Here is a 21,407-nt window from a genome sequence, read left to right on the forward strand (position 1 = left end):
CCGCCGGGTCGTCGGTGGAGTCCGTCGTGCTGGTCGAGGGGTTGCTCAACCCGATCACCTCCTAATAAGGTTAGGCTTACCTTACTTGAGAGGTGAAGGATGAATCAGACCCGCCCCAAGGTCAAGCGGTCCCGTGCTCTCGGCATCGCACTGACCCCGAAATGTGTGCGCTACTTCGAACGCCGCCCGTTCCCACCCGGGCAGCACGGCAGGGCTCGCCGCACCACCAGCGACTACAAGGTCCGGTTGCTGGAGAAGCAGCGACTCAAGGCGCAGTACGACCTGCACGAGGGCCAACTGCGGCGCGCGTTCGACCGGGCTGTCCGGCGGCCGGGCAAGACCGGGGAGGAGCTGATCGTCGATCTTGAGTGCCGGCTGGACGCGCTGGTGCTGCGGGCTGGCTTCGCCCGCACCATCTACCAGGCCCGTCAGGTCGTCACCCACCAACACGTCACAGTCAACGGCCGCCGGCTGGACCGGCCGTCCGCGCGGCTGCAGCCCGGCGACGTCATCGCCGTGGCGGAGCGCAGCCGGGGCAAGGCCCCGTTCGTCGTCGCGGCTGCTGGGGCGCACGCACCGGAGCGGCCCGCGCCGTACCTGGAGGTCAGCCTGACCGGCCTGACCGCTCGCCTGACCCGAGTCCCGCTGCGGCCGGAGGTTCCGGTGGTCTGTGACGAGCAACTCGTCGTCGAGTACTACTCACGCTGAGCGAGGGGTCGGCCGCCCGCGACCACCGCCGCGGGCTGCACCTCCGGTACGCGCGTTGACGCCTCCTGCGCGTCGCCGTCGAGCGGCGACGTCCCGGTCTCGCTGGCCGGAGGTTCGACGGCGGCGCCAGGGCTCCTCGACAACCCCGCGCCGGGGGAGTGGCCGAGCCGAGCGAGACCCGGGATGCCGTAGTGCTGGTCGAGCACCTGCATGGCAGCGCCCGCGGCGATCGCGTCCGCGCCCAGGCTCGACAGGGTCACGTCCGTGCTGAGCCAGTCCCTGCGCCGCGCGTCCGCCCGGACGGCCCGCTCGACCTCGGCGAGGTAGGTGTCACCGTGCCGCAGAAGATCCGCGCCCGCCAGCACCACGTGGGCGAGGTCGAGTGTCTGGAGCAGGTTGACGACGCCGATCGCCAAGACTCGGGCCGCGCGGGGGATGTTCCCCGCGTCGGCGGCCTGGTTGTGGACGATCTCCAGGCATCCGTGGCGTCCGCAGACGCAGAGCGGCCCGTCCAGGTCGACGACCGTGTGGCCGAACTCTCCGGCATTGGTGTGTGCGCCGCGGTGTGCGCCACCGCCCAGCCAGAAGCCGCCACCGATGCCCGATTCGACCATGATGAGGGCCGTGTCGCCGAACGTCGCGCCATGACGCCACGCCTCGGCCGTGATCCCCGCGGCGACGTCCTTGTCGAGATGCACCGGCAGGCCCAGGTACGCCTCGGTGATCTCGCGCAGTGGTACGTCGTGCCAGTGCCGCAGACCGTGCGCGTCACGGATGAGGCCGTGCTCGTGGTCCAACGGGCCGATCATGCCGAGCCCCACGCCGGTCAGCCGGCCGCGGACATCGTTGCCGCCGGTGATGGTGTCAATGCCCGACTTCAGGGTGCGCAGAAGCTGCTCGGGGGTGAAATCGCTGGGCAGCGGGCTGACCGTCGAGTGCCGCACGGTGCCGGCCAGGTCGACCAGGACCAACCGCAACGTGCGCCGGGCGACGTGGGCGCCGATGGCGTACCGGCTGTCGGGGACCAGTTCGTAGACCACCGCGGGCTTGCCGACGGCCGCGCGACGGACACCGGCGGAACGGATCAGACCGTCGGCGACCAGACGGGCGATGACCTTGGAGACGGCCTGCGGCGTCAGGCCGGTGGCGTGGACGACGGTGGACCGTTCGAACGTCCGCGCGGTACGCCCCACCGCCATGACGAGCCCCTGGTTGTAGCCGCGCAGGAACGTGACGTCGGCTGTGGTGCGTGTCATCCCACCACCATATTACGCAACGCTGTTGCTAAATTCGCTCCGTGCATGGATTGAGCAGAGGTCGACGCCTGGCTGCGGTCGTCGCCCTGGCCCTGGGTGGCGTCGCGGTCGGCCTGACCGAGTTCGTGGCGATGGGCCTGCTGCCCGAGATCGCGCGCGGCCTCCTCCCGGACCAGTACGCCCAGTCGACGTCGGGCGCGGTGGCCCGGGCCGGCTGGATGATCACCGCGTACGCGCTCGGTGTGGTCGTGGGCGCGCCCCTGATCGCCGTCCTGAGCGCGCGCGTACCCCGCAAGAAGCTCGTGCTCGGGCTACTCGTCCTCTTCGTCGTCGGCACGATCGCGTCCGCGACCGCCCCGACGTTCGGCCTGGTGCTGGTGGCCCGGTTCGTCTCGGCGCTGCCGCACGGCGCGTACTTCGGCGCGGCCGGCCTGCTCGCGGCGGCCCTGATGGGTCCGGGTAAGGAGGCGCGCGGCTTCGCCACCGTGCTCAGCGGCCTGACCGTGGCCAACGTGGTGGGCGTACCGCTGATCACCCGGCTCGGGCAGGCGGCCGGCTGGCGCACCGCCTACCTGGTCATCGCCGGGGTCTTCCTGCTCACCCTGCTGGCGGTGCTGGCGGTCGTCCCGGAGGTCGCCGCGGCGGCGGACGGCTCGCCGGCCGCCGAACTGCGGGCGCTGCGGACCTCGCAGGTGTGGCTGGTCGCGGCCACCGGAGCGGTCGGCTTCGCCGGGTTCTTCGCGGTCGACTCCTACATCGCGCCGGTGACCACCGACGTCGCCGGCCTCTCGGCCGCGACGGTGCCGTGGGCGCTGGTGGCGGTGGGCCTCGGCATGACCGTCGGCAACGCCCTGGGCGGCTGGCTCGCGGACCGGGACCTGCGCCGGAGCATGATCATCGGCTTCGTCGCGATGATCGCGAGCATCGCCGTGTTCAGCCTTGTCGCGTCGACCCGCACCGGCCTGTTCGTGGGCGCGTTCCTGGTCGGCGCGACCAGCCTCTACCTGGGCCCGGTCCTGCAGGCGCGCCTGATCACCGCCGCACCGGGAGCCCAGCTGATGGGCGCGGCGGTCAACCAGTCGGCCATGAACATCGCGAACAGCCTGGGCGCCGCGCTGGGCAGTGTCGCCATCGCCGCCGGGCTCGGCTACCTCGCGCCCGCCCGGGTGGGCCTGGCCCTAGCGGTCCTCGGACTGGTCCTGGCCGGCGTCAGCCTCGCCGCCGACCGTCGCTCACGCGATCCCGATCCGGTCGCCGTTCCGCTCTGACCACCCGTGCGGACGCGTCCGGGTCAACGCGGCGGGAAACTGATCTCATGTCCTCGACGATGCTGGTGGTCGGCCCGAAGCTCGCCCTGGCGCTGGTGGTCCTGACCCTCGTGGCGGCGGTCGTCGTGACCGTCGGGAAGCTGGGTCACGGTCGAGAGGTCATGGTCGCCGCCGTCCGTGCCGCGATCCAGTTGGGCGCCGTGTCGCTGCTCATCGCGGCCATCGTGTCGTCGCTCTGGGCCACGGCCGCGTTCGTGATCCTGATGTGCGCGGTGGCGGCGGGCACCTCCGGCCGGCGCATCACCGGTGGCCGGCAGGGGTGGTGGGCCGGCGTGCCGATCGTCGCGGGCAGCATGCTGGTGGTGCTGGGACTGCTGCTGGCGGGCCTGGTGCCGCCGCGTGGCATCGCGATCATTCCGGTCGCGGGGATCCTGATCGGCGGGGCGATGACCGCCACCTCGCTGGCCGGTCGCCGTGCGCTGGACGAGCTGACCAGCCGGCGCGGTGAGGTGGAGGCCGGCCTGGCCCTGGGCCTGCTGCCCCGGGACGCCGTGCTGCTGGTGTGCCGTCCGGCGGCCGGGCAGGCGCTGGTCCCGGCACTCGACCAGACACGGACGGTGGGCCTGGTGACCCTCCCGGGTGCGTTCGTCGGGGTGCTGCTCGGTGGGGCGAGCCCCCTCGCCGCCGGTGTGACGCAGTTGGTCGTGCTCGTCGGACTCCTCGCCGTCGAGGCCGTCGCTGTCGTCCTCACCGTCGAACTGGTCGCCCGTGGCCGGCTCCGACCCGCCGGATCGGGGCCGCGGCGACCCGGTCGGGCCCGGACCCGCGGCACGCCGTGGTTGGCCCGGGGACCCGCGGCCCGCCGGGAGCAGCCCTGACCGGTCCCCGTCTCAGTCGGCCCGCGGTGCGCTCAGCCGTAGCTGCCACCGTGCCCCGTGACCGGTGAGCCGGACCATCGCCAACGGCTCGACATCCAGCTGCCGGAACGTCGCCAACGGCAGGTCGAGGGCGTGAACGACCGCGACCCGGATCACGATCGGATGGGTGACGGCGATGATCCGCTCGCCGCGCCCCCGCTGCGCGTCCAGCCAGCGGCCGACCCGGTCCCGGAGTGCCACGATCGACTCGCCCCCGTGCGGCGCCGCGTCCACCTCGGACAGCCATGCTTGCAGCGCCCGAGGCTGTTCGGCGCCGACCGCCTCCAGCGACCGCCCGGTCCAGTGGCCGTGGTCGCAGTCGGCCAGCGCCGCCTCGGCGCTCGGCGTCAGCCCGAGGGCGTACGCGGTCTCGATGGCCGCCGGCGCGGGACTGGACAGGCAGACCGTGTTGCCGCCCCGCCGGTCCCGCCCGGCGGAGGCCCGGGCGAGGGCGGCGCGTCGACCACCCTCGTCCAGGCTCTCGTTTCCCCCGCCGAACGTCGCCCGCCGCAGCGCGGCCGTGTGCCCGTGCGCGACCAGCCGCAGGCGGGTGGTGCTCACGTGCTCGGGGCTGCGATGGCGGCCCTGCGGCGCCCGTCCTGGTTCATCAGGGCCGCGAACAGCAGCCCGATCCCCGTCCAGAGCACCACCTGGGTGCCGAGCGAGGCGAGCCGGAAGTCCCACAGCAAAGTCGCGGGAAAGTCGTCCGGGACCTCCTGGAAGGACGGCAGCACCACGTAGGCCACACCGGTCACCAGCAGGAACCCGCCGACGGCGGCCCCGGCGCGGAGCCACAGTGGCGCCGCGCCGCCGACCGACCGGTAACCCAGCGAGCCGGCCCAGACCGCCACCAGGCCGAGCGCCACCATCAGCAGGTAGGTGCCGGTGCGCTGGTCGATGGTGGCCGGGTCGCCGACCGCCGGTGGATTCGCCGGGTACTTGACGAACGGCACGATCACCACACCGAGCAGCGCGGCGCCGGCCAGCAGCAGACCCGACCGGCCGTCGTCGTACGCCCGCCGCCGACGGCAGAGCAGAACGTACGCGGTGGCTAGCAGGCCACCCATCGCCGCGCCGAACAGGCTGGTGGCCAGGAACAGGCCGCCACGCTGCCCGTCCCTGCTGACCAGCGCGTCATCGTGATGGTGCCCACCGGCGGTGGGATCGGCGTGTGCCGCCGCGTCCTCGATCGCGATGGCCGCGTCGACGTGCGGTTCGCCGGCCACATAGGCGAACGTTCCGGCGAGCAGGCCGGCGACCAGGCCGGCGAGCAGCCCGCGGACGAGAACGGTGACGAACCGTGGTGCGGTGGTGGTGGTCAGTGGCACGGGACACCCAGCAGGTGCCGACCGTCGTGCATCAGCTCGTGCAGGTACATCCCGCTGCGGGAGACCGCCCCCTGGTCGAAGGCGACAAGATAGGCCAGCAGGAGAAGCACGGCGACGGTGGCCAGGGCCGTCCACAGCAGACGGACGTTGCCCGCGGGCTGCACCAACGGCTGGCTGGACGTGGAGCTGGACATGATACGCAAACCTCCTCGGGGATGACGCGTCCCCATCGCAAGGCTGCGGACAACCGAGTGTCCTGGCTCGCGGACCCCGTGGGGACCGCTCACAGTGGCGCGACCGCGCCGGATTCACACCGGCTTCCCTCGCGTCGCCGCAGATAGTGGATCGACGGTATCGGCGCCGATCCGGCCGGTCAACCGCGCCCTCTGTGACGCACGGCATCGAGTGAGTCGTGGCGACCGCCGGCCGCGCACCGACCCAGGTCATGCCACGAGTGTGAAAATTTCGGTCCGCGTGCCGATGCCTTCGGAAAGCAGGACCCCATGAGGGGTTCCATTCGGGATGCGGCAAAGGCCTTGACCAGTATGGAAACAACTCGTAACGTCCCGGCCATCGATCGGCATTATCGGTCAGGCATCGAAAGTTCCGGAGCTTCCACCCATCGTCATGCGCCGTGACGCCGAGGGCGCGATCACCAGTCAGGGAGGCCGGACGTGGGCTCCGACATCGGACGAAACGTCACCATCGCGATGATCGCGCGGCTGGCCGGTGTCTCCGTACCCACGGTGTCCCGGGTCATCAACGGCCGCTCCGACGTCGCACCGCAGACCCGGGAACGGGTCGAGGAACTGCTGACCCGGCACGGCTACCGTCGTCGCTCGTCGCCGAAGCGGACCGACGCCGCCCTGATCGACCTGGTCTTCAACGACCTCGACAGCCCATGGGCGGTGGAGATCATCCGCGGCGTCGAGGACGTCGCCCTGAGCAGCGGCGTCGGCACCGTCGTCTCGGCCATCCACTGGCGCATCTCCTCGGCCAAACAGTGGCTCGACAACATGCGCACCCGCTCCACCGACGGGGTCATCTTCGTGACCTCGATGGTGAATCCGCCGCTCCAGGCCGAGCTGAGCCGGCTCCACCTGCCGGTGGTCATCGTCGATCCCGCCGGCGTGGACCCACAGGCGGCGCCCACCATCGGCGCCACCAACTGGGCGGGCAGCCTGAGCGCCAACCAGTACCTGCTCGGCCTCGGCCACCGACGCATCGGCTTCATCGCCGGCCCACCGCACCTGATGTGCAGCCGGGCCCGGTTGGACGGCTACCGCGCCGCCCTCGCCGCCGCCGGCATCGCCCTCGACGACGCCCTGATCCGCCCCGGCAACTTCTACCACGAGGCCGGCTACACCGCCGGTACGCAGCTGCTGTCCCTGCCCGACCCGCCCACCGCCATCTTCGCCGCCAGCGACCAGATGGCGCTCGGCGTCTACGAGGCGGTCCGCAAACGTGGCCTGCGGGTGCCCGGCGACGTCAGCGTGGTCGGCTTCGACGATCTGCCCGAGGTCCAGTGGTGCTCCCCGCCGCTGACCACGGTTCGCCAACCTCTGGCCAAGATGGGCATGCTGGCCGCGCGTACCGTGCTGCGCCTCGCCGCCGGCGAGACGATCGAGAGCCCGCGCGTCGAACTCGCCACCGACCTCATCGAACGCGACAGCGCCGCCGCGCCCCGGCACCGCTGACGCGGACAACGGCTCGCAGCCGCCGCGTCCGAGTGGGCCGGGACACCTGTCGTCGTCAGCAGATCGTCATCAGCCGGTCCGGAGAGCGTCGTCGACGCCGGTCTCGCGGCGGCCGAGATGGGCCGGGTCACGGCCGGAGAGCAGGTCCAGGGCGGCCTTCAGGCAGGCACCGTACTCGCGGGTGGAGCTGACCCGCCACGGCCGGGCGTACCGCTTCATGGTCTCGTCGCCGACGCCGTTGGCGTCGATGCCGAGGCGCCGGCACAGAGCCACGGCGCGGGGCAGGTGGAAGGCCTGGGTCACCACGGTCGCGCGTTTCACCCCGAAGATCCGCTCCGCCCGTGCACACGAGTCGTACGTGTCGAAGCCGGCGTGGTCCAGCACCACCTGCTGCGCCGGCACGCCCCGGTCGACCAGCCAGCGCATCATCGCCGCGGGTTCGTTGTAGTCGGCGTTCATGTTGTCGCCGGACACCAGGATCGCCCGGACCCTGCCGGCGTCGAACAGCCGCCGGGCGATCTCCAGCCGGGCGGCGAGGAACGCGGACGGCTCGCCGTCCGCGTCCACCTTCGTGCCCAGGACCAGGGCGATCGGCGCGTCCGGCACACCGGCCTCGCTGTAGATGTGGCCGTCCGCGTCACCGCGAACCCACGCCACGCTGGCCAGGGTCCCGCCGATCAGGAGCACCACACCGGCGACCAGCGCGAGGAGGATGCCGCGGCGTACGGCCCTCCTGCGCTTCCCGTACCACCGTCGGACCGCACCGATTCGTCCCCGCATGCGGCGAGATTATCCCCGGTCGGCCGGCCCGCCGCTGTGGCGGGCGGCCCTCAGAGGAGCTTGGCGAGGACGTCGCCGAGGGCGGCGCGTACCGGGTCGGGGTCCGCCCAGCTCCAGTTGGGGTGGGCCCGGTTGGTGAGCAGCGCGAGGACGAGTTTGCGGTTGGGGTCGACCAGGAGTGAGGGGCCGGCGAAGCCGGTGTGGCCGAAGGTTCGCGGGGAGGCGAGCCTGCCCATGAACCAGGGTTGGTTGAGGACGACACCGAGGCCGTGAGCGGCGGTGCGGTTGGGGCGCTCGGGGTCGATGGCGGGCTTGCCGGCGTTGTGGTCGGTGAGCATCCGTTGAACGGTGGCGGCGGCGAGGATGCGCTTGCCCTGGTATGTGCCGCCGTTGAGCAGGAGTTCGCCGATGGCGGTCAGGTCGGTGGCGCTGGCGAAGATGCCGGCGTGACCGGCGACGCCGCCCAGGTGGTTGGCGACGTCGTCGTGGACGGTGCCGCGGAGCAGGCCGCGGGACGAGCGGGCGTCGGTGGCGACCAGGCGGGTGGCCTTGGCGTCGTTGGACAGCCAGGTGTTGGGATTGAAGCCGGTGTCCCGCAGGCCGAGGGGCCCGGTGATGGTGGACCTGAGGGCCTGGTCGAGGAGTTGGCCGGTGACCTTCTCCACGATCTTGCCGGCGACCATGAGCCCGACGCTCGAGTAGCGGAACGTGTCCCCGGGCACGGCGCCGGAGACCAGTGGGGTGGCGAGCACGGCGTTCCAGCGTGCCGCGTTGTCCGGCAGACCGGTGACCTTGGCGCCGACCGGGAGGCCGCTGGTGTGGGTGAGCAGCATCTCGACGGTGACCCGGTCCTTGCCGGCGCCGGTGAAGGCGGGCAGGTAGTCCACGACGGGGGCGGCGAGGTCGACGCGCCCCTTGTCGACCTGTTGCAGGAGCAGGATGGAGGTGTAGACCTTGGTGACCGAGGCGAGGTCGAAGATGGAGTCGGGGCGCATCGGGACGCGCTTGTCGACCGGGAGGAGCTTCGGACCGGCCGAGTAGCGGAGCGCCTCCCCGAGGGCGGCGTGCACCGTCGCCTTGCCGTTGACCTGGACGAGGGCGACAGCACCGGGGAAGCCGCTGTGCTGGAAGGTCTGCGGCGTGGCGGGCAGGTGCTGCCGGAGCAGACCGGTCACGTAGCGGGCCTGCTTCGCCGGGATGCTGCCGCCACCCGGGGCCGCGCCGTGCTCCGCCGTGCCGGCCTCCGTCGCGCCGGCCTCCGCCGAGGGCGACGCCGCCGACGGCTTCCCGGATGGGCCGAGCCCTGCCCTGTTGCCGGCGGCGCCGGTCGCGGTCGCCGCATCGCCCCGGCCGGTCCACCCCGTGCCCGATCCGCGCCCGTCATCGCAGCCGACGACGGCGGAGGTTGCGGCGGCCAGGCTGGCCCCGAGCAGGGTACGACGGGCGACAGGCATGCCGTGATGGTGGCAGCCGTCCCGCCCGCGCGCCACCCCCGTCCCGCCCGGGCGCGGAGCCTTCCGGACCACTGACGGTGACGGCCCTTGAGATCGTCGAATCGACCGTGAGACTCTTGAACGTCGATGACATGCCGCGCGCGGGGCTGACGCCCGTCCATGGGCAGCCGGGAGCACTTGCTGGATTCCCGGGGGACGGTGGCACCAGAGATGGCACACCGGGAGCCGTCCGTCCACGAGTCTGCCCCGCCGCCGCGCCGCGTCTGCTGATGCGACCGACGCGTGACGGGCTGGGCGACTCACTGTCGTTCTCCGCTTAAGGAGCCCAGCCACATGCCGTACCCGAAAATTCGCGGGCCCCGGCCCGCCCGGTCCCGTCGCACCGCTCTCCTGACGAGCCTGTTGCTCGCCGTGGGCGCGCTCAGCGGCGTCAACCCCCCGAACGCCAGCGCGGCAGTCGATCCGGTCGCCGTCACCGTGAACGCGCGGGCGGGGTTGGCGACCGTGCCCGCCACCGCGCTGGGCGTCAACCACGCCATCTGGGACCAGAACCTCGGCACCGCCGAGACGTCGGACCTGCTGCGCGACGCCGGCGTGCGGATGATGCGGTACCCCGGCGGTTCGTACGCCGACATCTACCACTGGAAGGACCACACCGCGCCCGGCGGGTACGTCGCGCCGGGAACCGACTTCGACACCTTCATGGCGGCGGTCCAGCGGGTCGGCGCCGAACCGATGATCATCGCGAACTACGGCACCGGCACCCCGGCCGAGGCCGCCGACTGGGTGCGGTACGCCAACGTGACCAAGGGCTACGGCGCGAAATACTGGACGGTCGGCAACGAGAACTACGGCAACGGCCACTACGGATCGGCCTGGGAGGCCGACGACCACCCGGACAAGAGCGCGACCCAGTACGCGAGGCTGGTCGTCGAGTACGCCGACGCGATGAAGGCGGTCGATCCCAGCATCAAGGTCGGCGCGGTGCTGACGATGCCGGGCAACTGGCCGGACGGGATCACCGCCGGCGCCGACCCGGGCCCCTGGAACCAGACCGTGCTCTCCCTCGCCGGCCCGAAGATCGACTTCGTGGACGTGCACTGGTATCCGGGTGGTTCCGCCGCGGAGTCACTGGCCCGGACCAACCACATTCCCGACGCCGCCTACCTGCTCCGGGAGCAGATCACCCGGTACGCCGGCCCGAACGCCGCGCGCATCGGCATCAGCTTCACCGAGCTGAACGTCGACGCGGGCCGGACCACCCAGCCGGCGGCGCTCTTCCTGGCCGACGCCTACAGCGGGCTGCTGGAGAACGGCGTCTTCACGGTGCAGTGGTGGAACGTGCACAACGGCATCGGCACGGTGTCGGAGGTGGCGGGCCAGACCGACTACGGGGACTTCGGCATCCTCTCCAGCGGCGCCTGCACCCAGGACGGCTCGGTGTGCGAGCCGCCGCTGAACACACCGTTCGCGCCGTACCACGCGCTGACCATGCTGAAACTCTTCGCCCAGCCCGGCAACCAGTTCGTCCGCGCCGGCACCGACCAGCCGCTGGTGAGCGCCCATGCGGTGCGCCGGGCCAACGGCGACCTCGCGGTGCTGCTGGTCAACAAGGACCCGGACACCGCGCATCCGGTAACCATCGACTACGCGGGGTTCACCCCGTCCGCCGCCGCGCCGACGGTCTCCACCCTCACCAACGGCGCGGCCGGCATCGCCACCGGCCAGTCCGGCTCCGCGACCAGCCGGACGCTGCCGCCGTACTCGCTCACCACGCTCGTGCTGCGCCCGGCCGGCGCGACTGCCGGGCGGCCCGCGGCGCCGGGCCAGCCCACGGCCGGCGCCGTCACCGACCGGACCGCGACGATCTCCTGGCCGGCGGCCGCACCCGGTGGCAGCCCGATCGCCAAGTACGAGGTGTACCGACAGAACGGTGCGATCAGCGAGCAGTTGGGCGAGACGAGGTCCACCTCGTTCACGGTCGGCAACCTGGTGCCCGGCAGCAGGTACACCGTCAACGTGCTGGCCCGTGACACCGCCGGTCGGGTGTCCTGGTCCTCACCGCCGGTCACCTTCGCCACCGGCAGCCCGGCCGCCAGCGCGTGCGGCGTTCGCTTCACCACCAGCGGCGACTGGGGCAACGGCTACATCGGGGGTGTCGAGATCACCAACAACGGCACGAGCCCGATCAACGGCTGGACGCTCACCTGGACGTGGCCGACGGCCTGGCAGCAGGTGAGCAGCGGCTGGAGCGCCACCTGGGAGCAGGTGGGTACCGCCGTGCGGGTCACACCCACCGACGACAACCGACAGATCGCCGCCGGCGGCAGCGTGAGCGCCGGCTTCGTCGGCGCGTACAGCGGCCCGAACGTGCTGCCCACCGCGTTCACCCTCAACGGCATCCGCTGCACGAGCGGCTGAGACCGCGGCTGCGCGAAGCGCCCGCCCCCGACGCGGGGGCGGGCGCTCCACTGCGCAGGTCCGGCGTCAGCCCACCACGGACCGCAACGGCACCTGGGCAGCACGCAGGGCGCGTACCAGATCACCCAGGAACGGGTGCTCGTCGGCCTGGAGTCCCTCCGGGTTCGGGATCACCAGGTAGGCCGAGCCGCCCGTCGTGGACGCCCGCGCGTCCGCGGTGAACCGCTCCACGATCGCCCGGGTGCGCGGCAGGTCCGTCGCCGCCACCTCGATGGTGGTCGGTCGCCACCCACCATCCAGCTCCGGCGCCACCGGCGCGGCCGCGGCGCTGGCGCGCGCCGGGTCGATGCCCGGCGTGCGCCGGGCGTCCGGCGCGCTGGTCGCCGCCGGGTAGAGCAGCGCGTTGGCCACCAGGTGCAGACCATTTTCGTTGTACGCCCGGAAGAGCGGATTGAACGCGAACAGCACCGCCCGACCGGCGCCGGTCGGCTCGTCGACCACTGCCGACGTGCCCTTCAACGCGTCCGCGCCGACGGTGTAGCCGTTGGCCCAGAACGTGTTCCCGGCCGGGTAGCGGAGCACGTTCGTCCCGGTGGTGCTCGGGTTGAGGATCGGGTCGCTGTTGTTGAACTCGAAGTCCTCCGCCGGGCGGCCCAGGGCGACCGGGCTGTCCCGGTCGACGTCGACCCGCAGATGCGAGCCGATCACCAGGTAGTCGGTCGGCTTGGTCTTCTCCGTCGTGGAGGTGAGCCCGGCCGCCCGAGCCATCCGGGTGCCCTCGTTGCGCAGCCCGATGTAGGTGTGGCCCTGGGCGATCCACGCGCGCAGGTTGGCCTGCCCGGCGGCGGTGAGGCCGCCGGTCGGGCTGCTGCCGTCCGGCACCAGCAGCACCGTGCGTCCGGTGAACGCCTCGGTGTTGTCGTTGATGTCGGCCGTGGTGACCGGCTTGAGGTCCAGGCCCCACCGCTTGCCGAGCACGTACCGGGCCTCACCGTGCGAGCCCGACGTGGTGGAGATGCCGGTGCCCTGGAACAGCCCCACGTCCGGCAGGTCGAGTCGGGTCCCGCTGGGCCGCCCGCCCGGGGTGAGGGTCACCCCGAACGACTCGGCCAGCTCATCGACCGTACGGCTCAGCCTGGCCGCCGGTAGGGCGACCGTGCTGGTCTCCAGGTTGCGCACGAGCGGCACGCCACGCTTGAGCAGGGTGAAGGTGAGCTCCGCGGCTGCCGCCGAGTCCAGCGGGTACGTGTACGAGCCCCACGGCCACGCCAGGCCGCTGCGGCCGCCGGAGATCGTGCGGACCAGCTGCGCCTTCGGCCGGACGTTGTCGCCGGTGTAGATGGTGGAGACACCCATCAGCAGCGGGTTGCTCCAGGACGACACGTCGTAGAAGTACGGGAAGGGGACGTACGGGTCCTCGCCCATGATCGCCTGGATCCAGTGCTTCTGCGGCTGGTCCATCGGGATCCAGTACGCGCCCTTGGGCACCGTCACGTTGGTGGCCGTCCGGCCGCCGAAGACCCGCGCGGTGGGCACCCGGGTCGGTTTCTGCACCTCGTACACCTCGACGTCCATCCGGCGCAGCCGCTCGACGAGCTGGCGGACGTCGGCGAGCTGCCGGTCGGGCAGCAGGAAGTACGAGCGGATCTTGATGTCCGGCACCGGGAACTGGACCGCGTTGGTGGGCTGGACCACCTCGTTCGGCTCCAGCGTGCCCGCCCTGCCCTGGGCGAGCGCGTCGGTCCAGATGTCGAAGTAGTCGTTGAGCACCTCGCGCTTGTTCGCGGCTGCCCAACCGAGCGTCGCCCACTGGGTGTTGAACTGCTGCTGGACCCGGTCGGCCACCGCCGACGCGCTGCCCTTCTCGTACGTCATGCCGGCGGCGCCGAAGCCGGTGGTCGGCACCGTGTCGCCGTAGCCCATGAAGAACATGTCGTACGTGTCGTAGTTGAAGTAGCACTCCGTGCTGTCGTCGTCGACGCAGGCGCCGTTGTAGCCGAAGCCGGCCTTGTTGGCCTCCCCGATCCGGTTGATCCAGTCCACTGCCTCGCCGGCGATCTCGTGGTGGATCGGGTCGGCGTTGGGCGGGAAGAAGTACTGCCGGCCGCCCATCTCGTGCGCGTCGATGAAGACCTGCGGCGGGTACCGTCGCAGGAGTTCGAGCTTGCCGTCGGTCTCCTGCTGGGTGCGCGCGAACCAGTCCCGGTTCATGTCGAAGCCGAACTCGTTCTGCCGCCGGGTCGCGTCGCGCCCGTCCGGGTTCTGCGTCGGGACGATGATGGTGACCAGGTTGTCGTTGCGCTGCTCGACCGCGCAGGACAGGCCGGCCGCCAGCTCGTACAGCGTCTTGAGCGCGGCGTCGGTGCCGCTCTTCTCGCCGCCGTGCACGTTCGCGGTCACCCAGACGATGGCCGGGCTGTCCTTGGCGGTCCGCGCGGCCGTCCTCGCGCTGGTCCGGCGCGGGTCGCGCAGGTCCCGCACGTCGTCGGCGATCTCGCGCAGCGCGGACGGCCGGGCGTTGCGCTCGTTGGACACCACCGCGTACGGCAGCGGCTGACCGAGAACGCTGGTGGCCATCACGCCGGTGACGACCCGGTTGGAGGCGGTGTCCACCGCTCCCAGGTAGGTCCGGACCTCGTCGTTGGTGACGACCCGCTCCTGACCCACCCCGAGCGGAAAGCCGAGCACGGTCTCCGGGGTGGGCACGGTGCTCAGACGCGCCGTCGGGTCGGTGCTGCAGGGGGCGGAGGGCCGGGCGGCGCTCGCGGCGGATGTGCCACTGAGCAGGGGAATCGTGCCGAGCAGGAGCGTGATCGCGGCGGCGCTCGCCAGCCGCCTCGGAGGGACCGTCCAGGACGGACGCATCGATCGGGCCATGTCTCGTGTTTCCCTTCTCGGGAACAACCTGGCAGTGGCCGGAGCCTATGAACCACCGGTACCTGGGTCAAGGTCGGATCGACTCCGGTGACTTCATGGGATGCCCGGCGGGGGATCGGCTGGCAGGATGATGGTGTGCGGGTGGCCTCGTCCGGAAGGAGGAGACGGTGCTGACGTCTCAGGAGACGATCACGATCTCGGTGTATCCCGATCTTCCGTCCGCCGACGCCCGACGTTCGCTGGCGTCGTGGCTGCGATCCGAGGAGCGGCTTCGCGATCAGGTGACCACCGCACCCGACGCCGGTTCGCCGCCCGAGCAGGAGCCGGCGGGGGCCACGGACGGGCTGGTGGTGGCCGTCGACAGCGGAGGCGTCGTCATGGTGCTGGTGCAGGCGATCGCCGACTGGCTGACCCACCGCCGCGAGGACGTGACGGTGCGGCTCACCCGTCCGAACGGATGGTCGGCCGAGTTGGACGTACGCCAGGCACGGGACATGGACCAGGTCACCGCGCTGATCGAGGCGGCGGTGCGCGCGGCGCAACCGGAGACCAGCGAGCCGTGAGCGCCTGCCGGCCCGCCGCCGACCGAGGTCGGCGACGGGCCGGGGGACCACCGCAGGCGGGGTACGGCTACCAGGTCGTCAGCCCGAGGCCGATCGTCTTGGTCAGCGTCGCGTTGTCGTCGTCGCCGTCCAGCGACCAGATCATCGCCCCGGCCAGACCGGCCCGCCGGATGTAGAGCGTCTTCTGCAGCACGACCGCCGGGTCGTCGTACGTCCAGAACGTCGTACCGTCGAACAGCCAGGCGTGCCCGGAGCGCAGGTCGCGGTGCACGGTGTAGCCGTTGCCGGCCAGGGTCTTGAGCTTCTTGTAGTCCTCGTACCCGGCCTCGAAGGTGGCCGGCGCGGGCCCGGTGGCCGGCTTGAACAGGCCGTTGCCGCCGCCGGTGACGCCGGTCCAGCCGCGACCGTAGTACGGGATGCCCAGGACCAGCTTGTCGCGCGGCGCGCCGCGGGCGATCCAGCCGTCGATGGCCACCTCGGCGGAGAAGTCCGGGTTGTCCGGCGCTCCCGCCGGTACGCGCAGCGCGGACTGCTGGTTGGTCACCGCGTCCCAGCCGCCGTGGAAGTCGTACCCCTGCACGGTGGCGAAGTCCAGGTACTTGAAGATCTTGCGGCCCTCGTAGCCGGCGTCCATGGTGGCCGGGTTGGCCGGCAGGAAGGCGGTCAGCGCGTAGTGCGCGCGGGTCGTGCGCCCGTACGCGTCGAGTTGCCGGCGGAACTCGGCGAGCAGCTTGGTGAAGTTCTCCCGGTCCTCCGGGCGGATGACGTTGCCCGGCTCGCCGGCCCAGTTCGGCCACTCCCAGTCGAGGTCGATGCCGTCGAAGACACCGGCGGCCGCACCCGGGCCGCCCGCGGCGCCGTCACCGCCCGGCAGGTTGCCCTTGAGGTAGAGGTCGATGCAGGAGGCGACGAACGCCTTGCGGGAGGCGTCAGTCAGGGCCGCGTTCGAGAAGTACGTCGACCAGCTCCAGCCGCCCAGCGAGATCAGGACCTTCAGGTCGCGGTGCTTGGCCTTCAGCTTGGCCAGCTGGCCGAAGTTGCCGTTGAGCGCCTGACCCGGGGCGTCGGCGACGCCGTCGACGCTCTCCTCCGCCGGGACCGGACGCTGGTAGTCGGCCCACGCGTCGCCCTCGCCCGGCCCACCGTCGATGTAGCAGCGTCCGTCCTCACTGACGTTGCCGAAGGCGTAGTTGACGTGGGTGAGCCGGCTGGCGGCCCCGGAGGTGTCGAGCTTCTTGACGGGGAAGGCCCGGCCGTAGATGCCCCACTGGGTGAAGTAGCCGACCCGGTGGTAGCCGGCACGGCGGTCGGGCTTGTCGCCAGCGCTCGCGGCGGTCGGCGGTGCTGCGGTGACCAGCATCGTCGCCAAGGCGACGACGGCGGTGAGACGGCGGTGACGGAATGGTCGCATCGGCACTCCCACGAGGAATGGAGCGGAATTAGTAAAGACACTTATCTGATTGATGAAGTTAAGGCGATCACGCTCTGGGGTCAAGAGCCGTCCAGCCACATGGGGGATTGTGGCGGCGTTACCGGGTGGTAACGATGTTGTGCCATGGACTCAGCCCTGACCCTGATCGGTCTGCCCATCGCCCTCGGCATCATCATGCTCGGCCTGGGTCTCGGGCTGACCATTGCGGACTTCCGCCGGGTGGCCCACCATCCGAAGGCCGCCGTCATCGCGCTGGTGTGCCAGGTGCTGGTGCTGCCGGCGCTCTGCTTCGCCCTGGTCCTCGCCTTCGACCTGGCACCGGAGCTGGCCGTCGGGATGATGCTGCTGGCCGCGTCCCCCGGCGGCACCACGGCCAACCTCTACAGCCACCTCTTCGGCGGGCACGTGGCCCTGAACATCACCCTCACCGCCATCAACTCGGTGCTCGCCGTGTTCACGCTGCCGATCCTGGTGAACCTGTCGGCGGCGTACTTCCTACCCGACGGCAGGAGCATCGGCCTGCAGTTCGACAAGGTGCTGCAGGTCTTCGCCATCGTGCTCGTCCCCGTCGCGATCGGCATGCTGATCCGGGCCAGGGTGCCCCGGATCGCCGAACGCCTGAACCGCCCGGTCCGCATCCTGTCCGTCGTCGTCCTCGTCGCGGTGATCGCCGGCGCCGTACTCGGCGAACGCGAGAACATCGCCGACTACTTCGTCTCCGTCGGCCTCGCCGTGCTCGCCTTCAACCTGCTGAGCCTCGCCATCGGATACGGCGTACCCCGGTTGGCCGGGGTCGACCGCAGCGCCGCGACCGCGGCCGGGTTCGAGATCGGCATCCACAACAGCACCCTGGCCATCACGATCGCGCTCAGCCCGGCGCTGCTCGACAGCACCCAGATGGCGATCCCGGGAGCCGTCTACGGCATCGTCATGTTCTTCACCGCGGCGGCCTTCGGCTACCTGGTGACCCGCGTCGGCGCACCGGCTGCCGCCACCGTAGAGCCCTGACCTGCTGACCCGGCCGGCGTTCGGCCGGCCGGGTCGTTCCGTACTGGTCAGCCGATCTGGCTGTTGTCCTTGAGCGCACCCCAGCCGTGCCAGCGGTCGATCTCGATCAGGGCGCTGACCCGAGCGCGCTCCCGCCGTGGGTACGCGTTCCCCGTGTAGTGCTCGGACAACCGGTCGATGTCCGCGAGATCCTCGTCGTCGCGCAGTTCGGCGACGTGCCCGATGATGCTGACGTGGGTGTACCAGCCGGCCTCATCCAGCACTGTGAGCGAGACCCGGGGGTCGTTCCGGATGTGGTCCAGCCGGCGGCGACTCGCGTCCATGTTCACCAGGATCCGGCCGTCCTCCCACAGGTACCACGTGGCGGCGGACACCGGCTGACCAGTCGCCTGGAGGGTCGTCATGACGGCCGGGTTCGGCTTCTGCAGCATGGCGATCGCGGGCTCGGGCAGCGGTGGCTTGGACATGAAGTCTCCTCTTCGCGTCAGGGGTTACCCCTGCACGTTACGCACGTGCCGGCCCGACCGCCGTTGGATGAGGATCGTGGCGGGACAGGTGTGCGGTCCGTCGTTCCGCCTCATGGGGTGGGGGTGGTCGAGGGGGTCGCCGCGCCGATCAGTCCTCCGAAAAAGACCATCATCGTCAGCATGATCATGGGGGCGACGAAGACGTACCCGAGGACCAGGCCGGCGACCGCCATGCCGCGCCCGGACTTCATGTCGTTGCGGGTGTCGTGCAGGCCGACGTGGCCGAGGACGACGGCGAGCAGGCACGGCAGCCCGAACAGGCACCACCCGCCGAGCACGCCGAGAATTCCAAACACCAGCGACGTCACTGCCAGGCCGGAGGTGGGCGGGCCGTGCACGACGATGTGCGCCGGCGGGTAACCCACCGGCGGGTACGGGCCGGGGCTGGCCGGCGGGGCCGATGCCGGCAACGCGGGCCGGTGGGGGTCATGGCCGGGGTGGTAGCTCATGGTCGGTCACTCCTGTACGGGTGGGTAGGTCCGGTCATCCCTGGTCGAGTCGGGCGAGCAGCGCGCTCACCTCGGCGTGCAGCCGACGCAGCTCCGCAGCCGTCGGCGCCAGCTCGTAGCAGTGGTGGTGCGCGGCGGTCGAGAGCGTGGCCCACGCGTACGCCACCCGCCGGGCGATCTCCGTGCCCGGCCCGAGCCGTCCCCGCAGCATCAGCTGCTTGGCTCGGCCCTGCCGGCAGGCCGCGACGGTCGGCTTGACCCGCCGCCAGTAGGCGTCGATGCCGCCTTCCAGGGCGAGCCGGATCAGGCAGGCGCAGGCCCGAGGCCACCAGCCGCCGGGAACGGCGACGGCCCCCAGCAGGCCGGAGCCGCTCAGCAACTGGTCGGCCGCCGCCAGGCAGCGCTGCGGCGTCGGCGCGGTCACCGCAGCGCTCCGGCCAGGAAGCGGGCGTCCGCGACCAGGCCCGGCAGGTCCGCCAGGTACGCGCCGTGCACGCCCTTCCGGCACGCCTGGTACGCGTCCACCGCCCGTCGTCCGTGCCGACGGCCCAGCTGGCCGAGCACGTCACCACCCCGATCGGCATCGTCGAACAGCGCCAACGCGACGATGGTGGCCAGCCGGCGCGACGCGGCCTCGATGGCCGCCTCGATGTCGTCGTGCGGGACGCCCCGCGCGACCCGTACCCGCCAGACCACCCGGTGGCAGGCCGCCTCCACCGCCGAACGGCACAGCTCCGCCACCACCGGCCCGCGCACCTCAGCGGGGATGTCCCCGTTGCGCGACAGCGCGTACGCGTCGTCCAGGTACCGGCTCACCGGATCGGAGCCGGGCCGCAGCGTCACCACAGACTTCTCCGCCCGGTGCACCTCGACGATCCGGGCGTCACCGAGGCCGAGCCGGGTGACCGCGTCGGGCAGACGGGTGTCGTGAGTGAAGACCACCACCTGCCGCTGCTCGGCCAGCTCGTCGAGAACCCGCGCGAGACCGTCCACCTTCGACGGGTCCATGCTCTGCACCGGGTCGTCCACCACGATGAACCGGAACGGGCTCTCCGGGGCGCAGCTGCGCGGCAGGAACGTGGCCAGCCCGAGCGCCTGCATCTCGCCCTGACTCATCACACCCAGCGCGGTGCCGTTGTCGGCGCCGTCCACGCTGACCGGAAACACCACCCGCCGCCGGGTGTTCGCTCCTTCGAGCGTCATCGCCCCCAACTCGACGTTGCTCTCCTGCCGCAGCTGCGCCCAGATCCGCTGCGAGTGCCCGGCGAACGGCTCGACCCGCTCGTTGCGGATCGCCGCACCGGCGTCCTTCAGCCAGCCCCGCGCGGCCTTCAACCGGGCCAGGGTCGCCTCCCGCGCCGGCAACCCGCCGGCCGCGCCCACCCACTCGCGCACCTCGGCCGCCGTCGCCCGCCAACCGGTGTCGCGCTGCCGAAGAAACCCCTCCGCGTACGAGCGGGCCGCGTCCGCCGCGGCCACCACCGCTGGGTACCGCGCGGCCAGGTGGTCAGCCAGGTCGGCCGGCTTCCCGGGTACGCGCCGCAGCGCGGCCACGGCATCGCGCAGCGCCCCGACCGGCGGCTCCGACCCGGGACCTTCGGGCACCGCGAGATCATCGATCAGGTGGTGGGTCTGCCGGAGCAGAGCCGTGAGCCGGGTCGTCGCCGTCTGGGCGACGACACTGCGCTGCCGCAGGTCGGTCAGCGACTGCGCGGCGGCCGTACGCCATCCGCCGTCGAGGGTGCCGGTGGCGCAGACCGGGCACGATCCGTCGCCCTCGTCCTCGTGATGTTCGAGGGCGAGGCGGAGCAGTTCGGCGCTGCGCAGCGCGGCCCGCGACCGGCCGCCGTCGTACCGCAGGGCCTCGACCGCCGCATCCCGCAGCTGACCGGCCAGCCGGGTCACCTCGTCGACCACCGGCGGGGCGAGAGCGGCGAGTTCCCGGCAGAGCAGCACCGCCCCGTCGGTGGTCGCCTCGTCCGGCTCGTCGAGGATCGCCGTCACCGCCGCGAGGTCAACCGCGGCCCGGCCGCGCAGCAGTACGGCGGTCCGCCGGGCCCGATCGTCGGTGATCCTGGACAGCGCCTCGACCAGGGCGGTGCGCTGTGCGCGTACCTCCTTGATGGTGGTGTCGTGCGGCCGGGCGGCGCGCAGCAGACGCTGGTCGGCGTCGGTGAGCGCGTCCAGGCCGAGGATCGCGAAGAGCGCGTCGAAGAGCTGGCTCTGCGTGCCGGCGGCGAGCTTGCCCAGCTCGGCGGCGGTGAGGAACGGCCGGTACAGCTCCAGCGGACGGGCCAGACCCAATTCGGACAGGCCACTGTGCCGGCCACGCGCGCTGGTCACGGTCACCTCGGCGTCGGCCAGCTCGGCCCCGACGGGCCAGGCGCGGTTCACCCGGGTCGGTGTGGCCACCCCGTCGAGCCGCAACTCCACTCCGACCCAGCACGGGTCCTGGGCGTGCAGGTTGCGCCAGCCGGTACGCCAGACACTGGTCTTGTCAGCCCACCGGGCGCTGTCGCCGGTGAGAGCGAGTTCGACGGCCTCGGCGAAGCTCGACTTGCCGGAGCCGTTGCGACCCACGACCAGGGTGAGGCCCGGACCGGGGTCTACCTGGAGGGTCCGTTCCGGGCCGACGCCCCGGAAGCCGGCGACGGTCACCGACTTCAGCCAGATCTGTTCCGCCGATCCGTCGGCGGTGGGGGAGCGGGGGTCGAGACGGGTG

19 protein-coding genes and 1 riboswitch are annotated in these 21,407 nt (G+C 71.8%); of the genes, 7 read left to right on the plus strand and 12 right to left on the minus strand.

Annotated features, from left to right (window positions below):
* Window positions 1-99: 99 nt before the first annotated feature.
* Window positions 100-708, plus strand: coding sequence for a 30S ribosomal protein S4 (gene rpsD, locus EAD89_RS08545; RefSeq protein WP_121675351.1), 609 nt, complete (start codon window positions 100-102; stop codon window positions 706-708).
* On the opposite strand, the gene EAD89_RS08550 is transcribed toward rpsD, so the two are convergent.
* Complete coding sequence (locus EAD89_RS08550) at window positions 696-1,964, minus strand: ROK family transcriptional regulator (protein ID WP_121675352.1); 1,269 nt, start codon at window positions 1,962-1,964, stop codon at window positions 696-698. The two genes, rpsD and EAD89_RS08550, sit on opposite strands and share 13 nt — an antisense overlap.
* Window positions 1,965-2,005: 41 nt before the next feature.
* Between EAD89_RS08550 and EAD89_RS08555 the strand changes: the two genes are divergently transcribed.
* A complete protein-coding gene (locus tag EAD89_RS08555) occupies window positions 2,006-3,232 on the plus strand; it encodes an MFS transporter (protein ID WP_121675353.1) in 1,227 nt (408 codons plus the stop codon).
* Window positions 3,233-3,279: 47 nt separating this feature from the next.
* On the plus strand, window positions 3,280-4,110 hold the full coding sequence (locus EAD89_RS08560; protein ID WP_233578370.1) for an ABC transporter permease: 831 nt from the start codon (window positions 3,280-3,282) through the stop codon (window positions 4,108-4,110).
* A gap of 12 nt (window positions 4,111-4,122) precedes the next feature.
* Here EAD89_RS08560 and EAD89_RS08565 read toward each other — a convergent pair whose 3' ends face one another.
* The 3 genes from EAD89_RS08565 to EAD89_RS08575 are packed head-to-tail and all read right to left on the minus strand — an operon-like array spanning window position 4,123 to window position 5,671.
* On the minus strand, window positions 4,123-4,710 hold the full coding sequence (locus EAD89_RS08565; RefSeq protein ID WP_121675354.1) for a histidine phosphatase family protein: 588 nt from the start codon (window positions 4,708-4,710) through the stop codon (window positions 4,123-4,125).
* On the minus strand, window positions 4,707-5,477 hold the full coding sequence (locus tag EAD89_RS08570) for a CbtA family protein (protein ID WP_121675355.1): 771 nt from the start codon (window positions 5,475-5,477) through the stop codon (window positions 4,707-4,709). Before EAD89_RS08570 ends, EAD89_RS08565 begins: the two co-directional genes overlap by 4 nt.
* Entirely contained in the window at window positions 5,468-5,671 is a 204-nt protein-coding gene (locus EAD89_RS08575; protein ID WP_121653814.1) for a CbtB-domain containing protein, read from the minus strand. The genes EAD89_RS08570 and EAD89_RS08575 overlap by 10 nt, the downstream gene beginning before the upstream one ends.
* 33 nt (window positions 5,672-5,704) lie before the next feature.
* Window positions 5,705-5,851: riboswitch (cobalamin riboswitch) on the minus strand.
* A gap of 300 nt (window positions 5,852-6,151) precedes the next feature.
* On the opposite strand from EAD89_RS08575, the gene EAD89_RS08580 reads away from it, so the two are divergent.
* On the plus strand, window positions 6,152-7,174 hold the full coding sequence (locus tag EAD89_RS08580) for a LacI family DNA-binding transcriptional regulator (protein ID WP_121675356.1): 1,023 nt from the start codon (window positions 6,152-6,154) through the stop codon (window positions 7,172-7,174).
* 69 nt (window positions 7,175-7,243) lie between these two features.
* Here the strand turns inward: EAD89_RS08580 and EAD89_RS08585 are convergent, their stop codons facing one another.
* Together EAD89_RS08585 and EAD89_RS08590 are read right to left on the minus strand one after the other, a co-directional pair.
* Window positions 7,244-7,954, minus strand: a complete 711-nt coding sequence (locus EAD89_RS08585) for a vancomycin high temperature exclusion protein (RefSeq protein ID WP_121675357.1) — start codon at window positions 7,952-7,954, stop codon at window positions 7,244-7,246.
* A 50-nt stretch (window positions 7,955-8,004) separates the two neighbouring features.
* Window positions 8,005-9,408, minus strand: a complete 1,404-nt coding sequence (locus tag EAD89_RS08590; protein WP_121675358.1) for a serine hydrolase — start codon at window positions 9,406-9,408, stop codon at window positions 8,005-8,007.
* A 333-nt stretch (window positions 9,409-9,741) separates the two neighbouring features.
* Between EAD89_RS08590 and EAD89_RS08595 the strand changes: the two genes are divergently transcribed.
* The gene (locus EAD89_RS08595) at window positions 9,742-11,829 is read left to right on the plus strand and encodes a cellulose binding domain-containing protein (RefSeq protein WP_121675359.1); all 2,088 of its coding nucleotides are present in this window, start codon (window positions 9,742-9,744) and stop codon (window positions 11,827-11,829) included.
* Window positions 11,830-11,895: 66 nt separating this feature from the next.
* Here the strand turns inward: EAD89_RS08595 and EAD89_RS08600 are convergent, their stop codons facing one another.
* Entirely contained in the window at window positions 11,896-14,706 is a 2,811-nt protein-coding gene (locus EAD89_RS08600) for a M14 family zinc carboxypeptidase (RefSeq protein WP_121675360.1), read from the minus strand.
* Between the two features lie 167 nt (window positions 14,707-14,873).
* On the opposite strand from EAD89_RS08600, the gene EAD89_RS08605 reads away from it, so the two are divergent.
* Window positions 14,874-15,269 carry a hypothetical protein gene (locus EAD89_RS08605; RefSeq protein WP_121675361.1) on the plus strand — a complete coding sequence of 132 codons (396 nt, stop codon included), beginning with the start codon at window positions 14,874-14,876 and terminating at the stop codon, window positions 15,267-15,269.
* Between the two features lie 67 nt (window positions 15,270-15,336).
* On the opposite strand, the gene EAD89_RS08610 is transcribed toward EAD89_RS08605, so the two are convergent.
* Window positions 15,337-16,680 carry a glycoside hydrolase family 18 protein gene (locus tag EAD89_RS08610; protein WP_121675362.1) on the minus strand — a complete coding sequence of 448 codons (1,344 nt, stop codon included), beginning with the start codon at window positions 16,678-16,680 and terminating at the stop codon, window positions 15,337-15,339.
* Window positions 16,681-16,824: 144 nt separating this feature from the next.
* Here EAD89_RS08610 and EAD89_RS08615 point away from each other — a divergent pair, with 144 nt between their 5' ends.
* The gene (locus EAD89_RS08615; protein ID WP_121675363.1) at window positions 16,825-17,709 is read left to right on the plus strand and encodes a bile acid:sodium symporter family protein; all 885 of its coding nucleotides are present in this window, start codon (window positions 16,825-16,827) and stop codon (window positions 17,707-17,709) included.
* Between the two features lie 47 nt (window positions 17,710-17,756).
* On the opposite strand, the gene EAD89_RS08620 is transcribed toward EAD89_RS08615, so the two are convergent.
* The 4 genes from EAD89_RS08620 to EAD89_RS08635 all read right to left on the minus strand — a co-directional run.
* On the minus strand, window positions 17,757-18,176 hold the full coding sequence (locus EAD89_RS08620) for a PPOX class F420-dependent oxidoreductase (RefSeq protein ID WP_121653805.1): 420 nt from the start codon (window positions 18,174-18,176) through the stop codon (window positions 17,757-17,759).
* A 110-nt stretch (window positions 18,177-18,286) separates the two neighbouring features.
* The gene (locus tag EAD89_RS08625) at window positions 18,287-18,685 is read right to left on the minus strand and encodes a DUF4190 domain-containing protein (protein ID WP_121675364.1); all 399 of its coding nucleotides are present in this window, start codon (window positions 18,683-18,685) and stop codon (window positions 18,287-18,289) included.
* A 34-nt stretch (window positions 18,686-18,719) separates the two neighbouring features.
* The gene (locus tag EAD89_RS08630) at window positions 18,720-19,109 is read right to left on the minus strand and encodes a hypothetical protein (RefSeq protein WP_121675365.1); all 390 of its coding nucleotides are present in this window, start codon (window positions 19,107-19,109) and stop codon (window positions 18,720-18,722) included.
* Window positions 19,106-21,407: AAA family ATPase (locus tag EAD89_RS08635; protein ID WP_121675366.1), on the minus strand; the 2,302-nt coding region annotated here is incomplete at its 5' end. The genes EAD89_RS08630 and EAD89_RS08635, both read right to left, overlap by 4 nt.

The sequence above is a fragment of the Micromonospora sp. BL4 genome (assembly GCF_003667505.1).
GTDB lineage: Bacteria > Actinomycetota > Actinomycetes > Mycobacteriales > Micromonosporaceae > Micromonospora.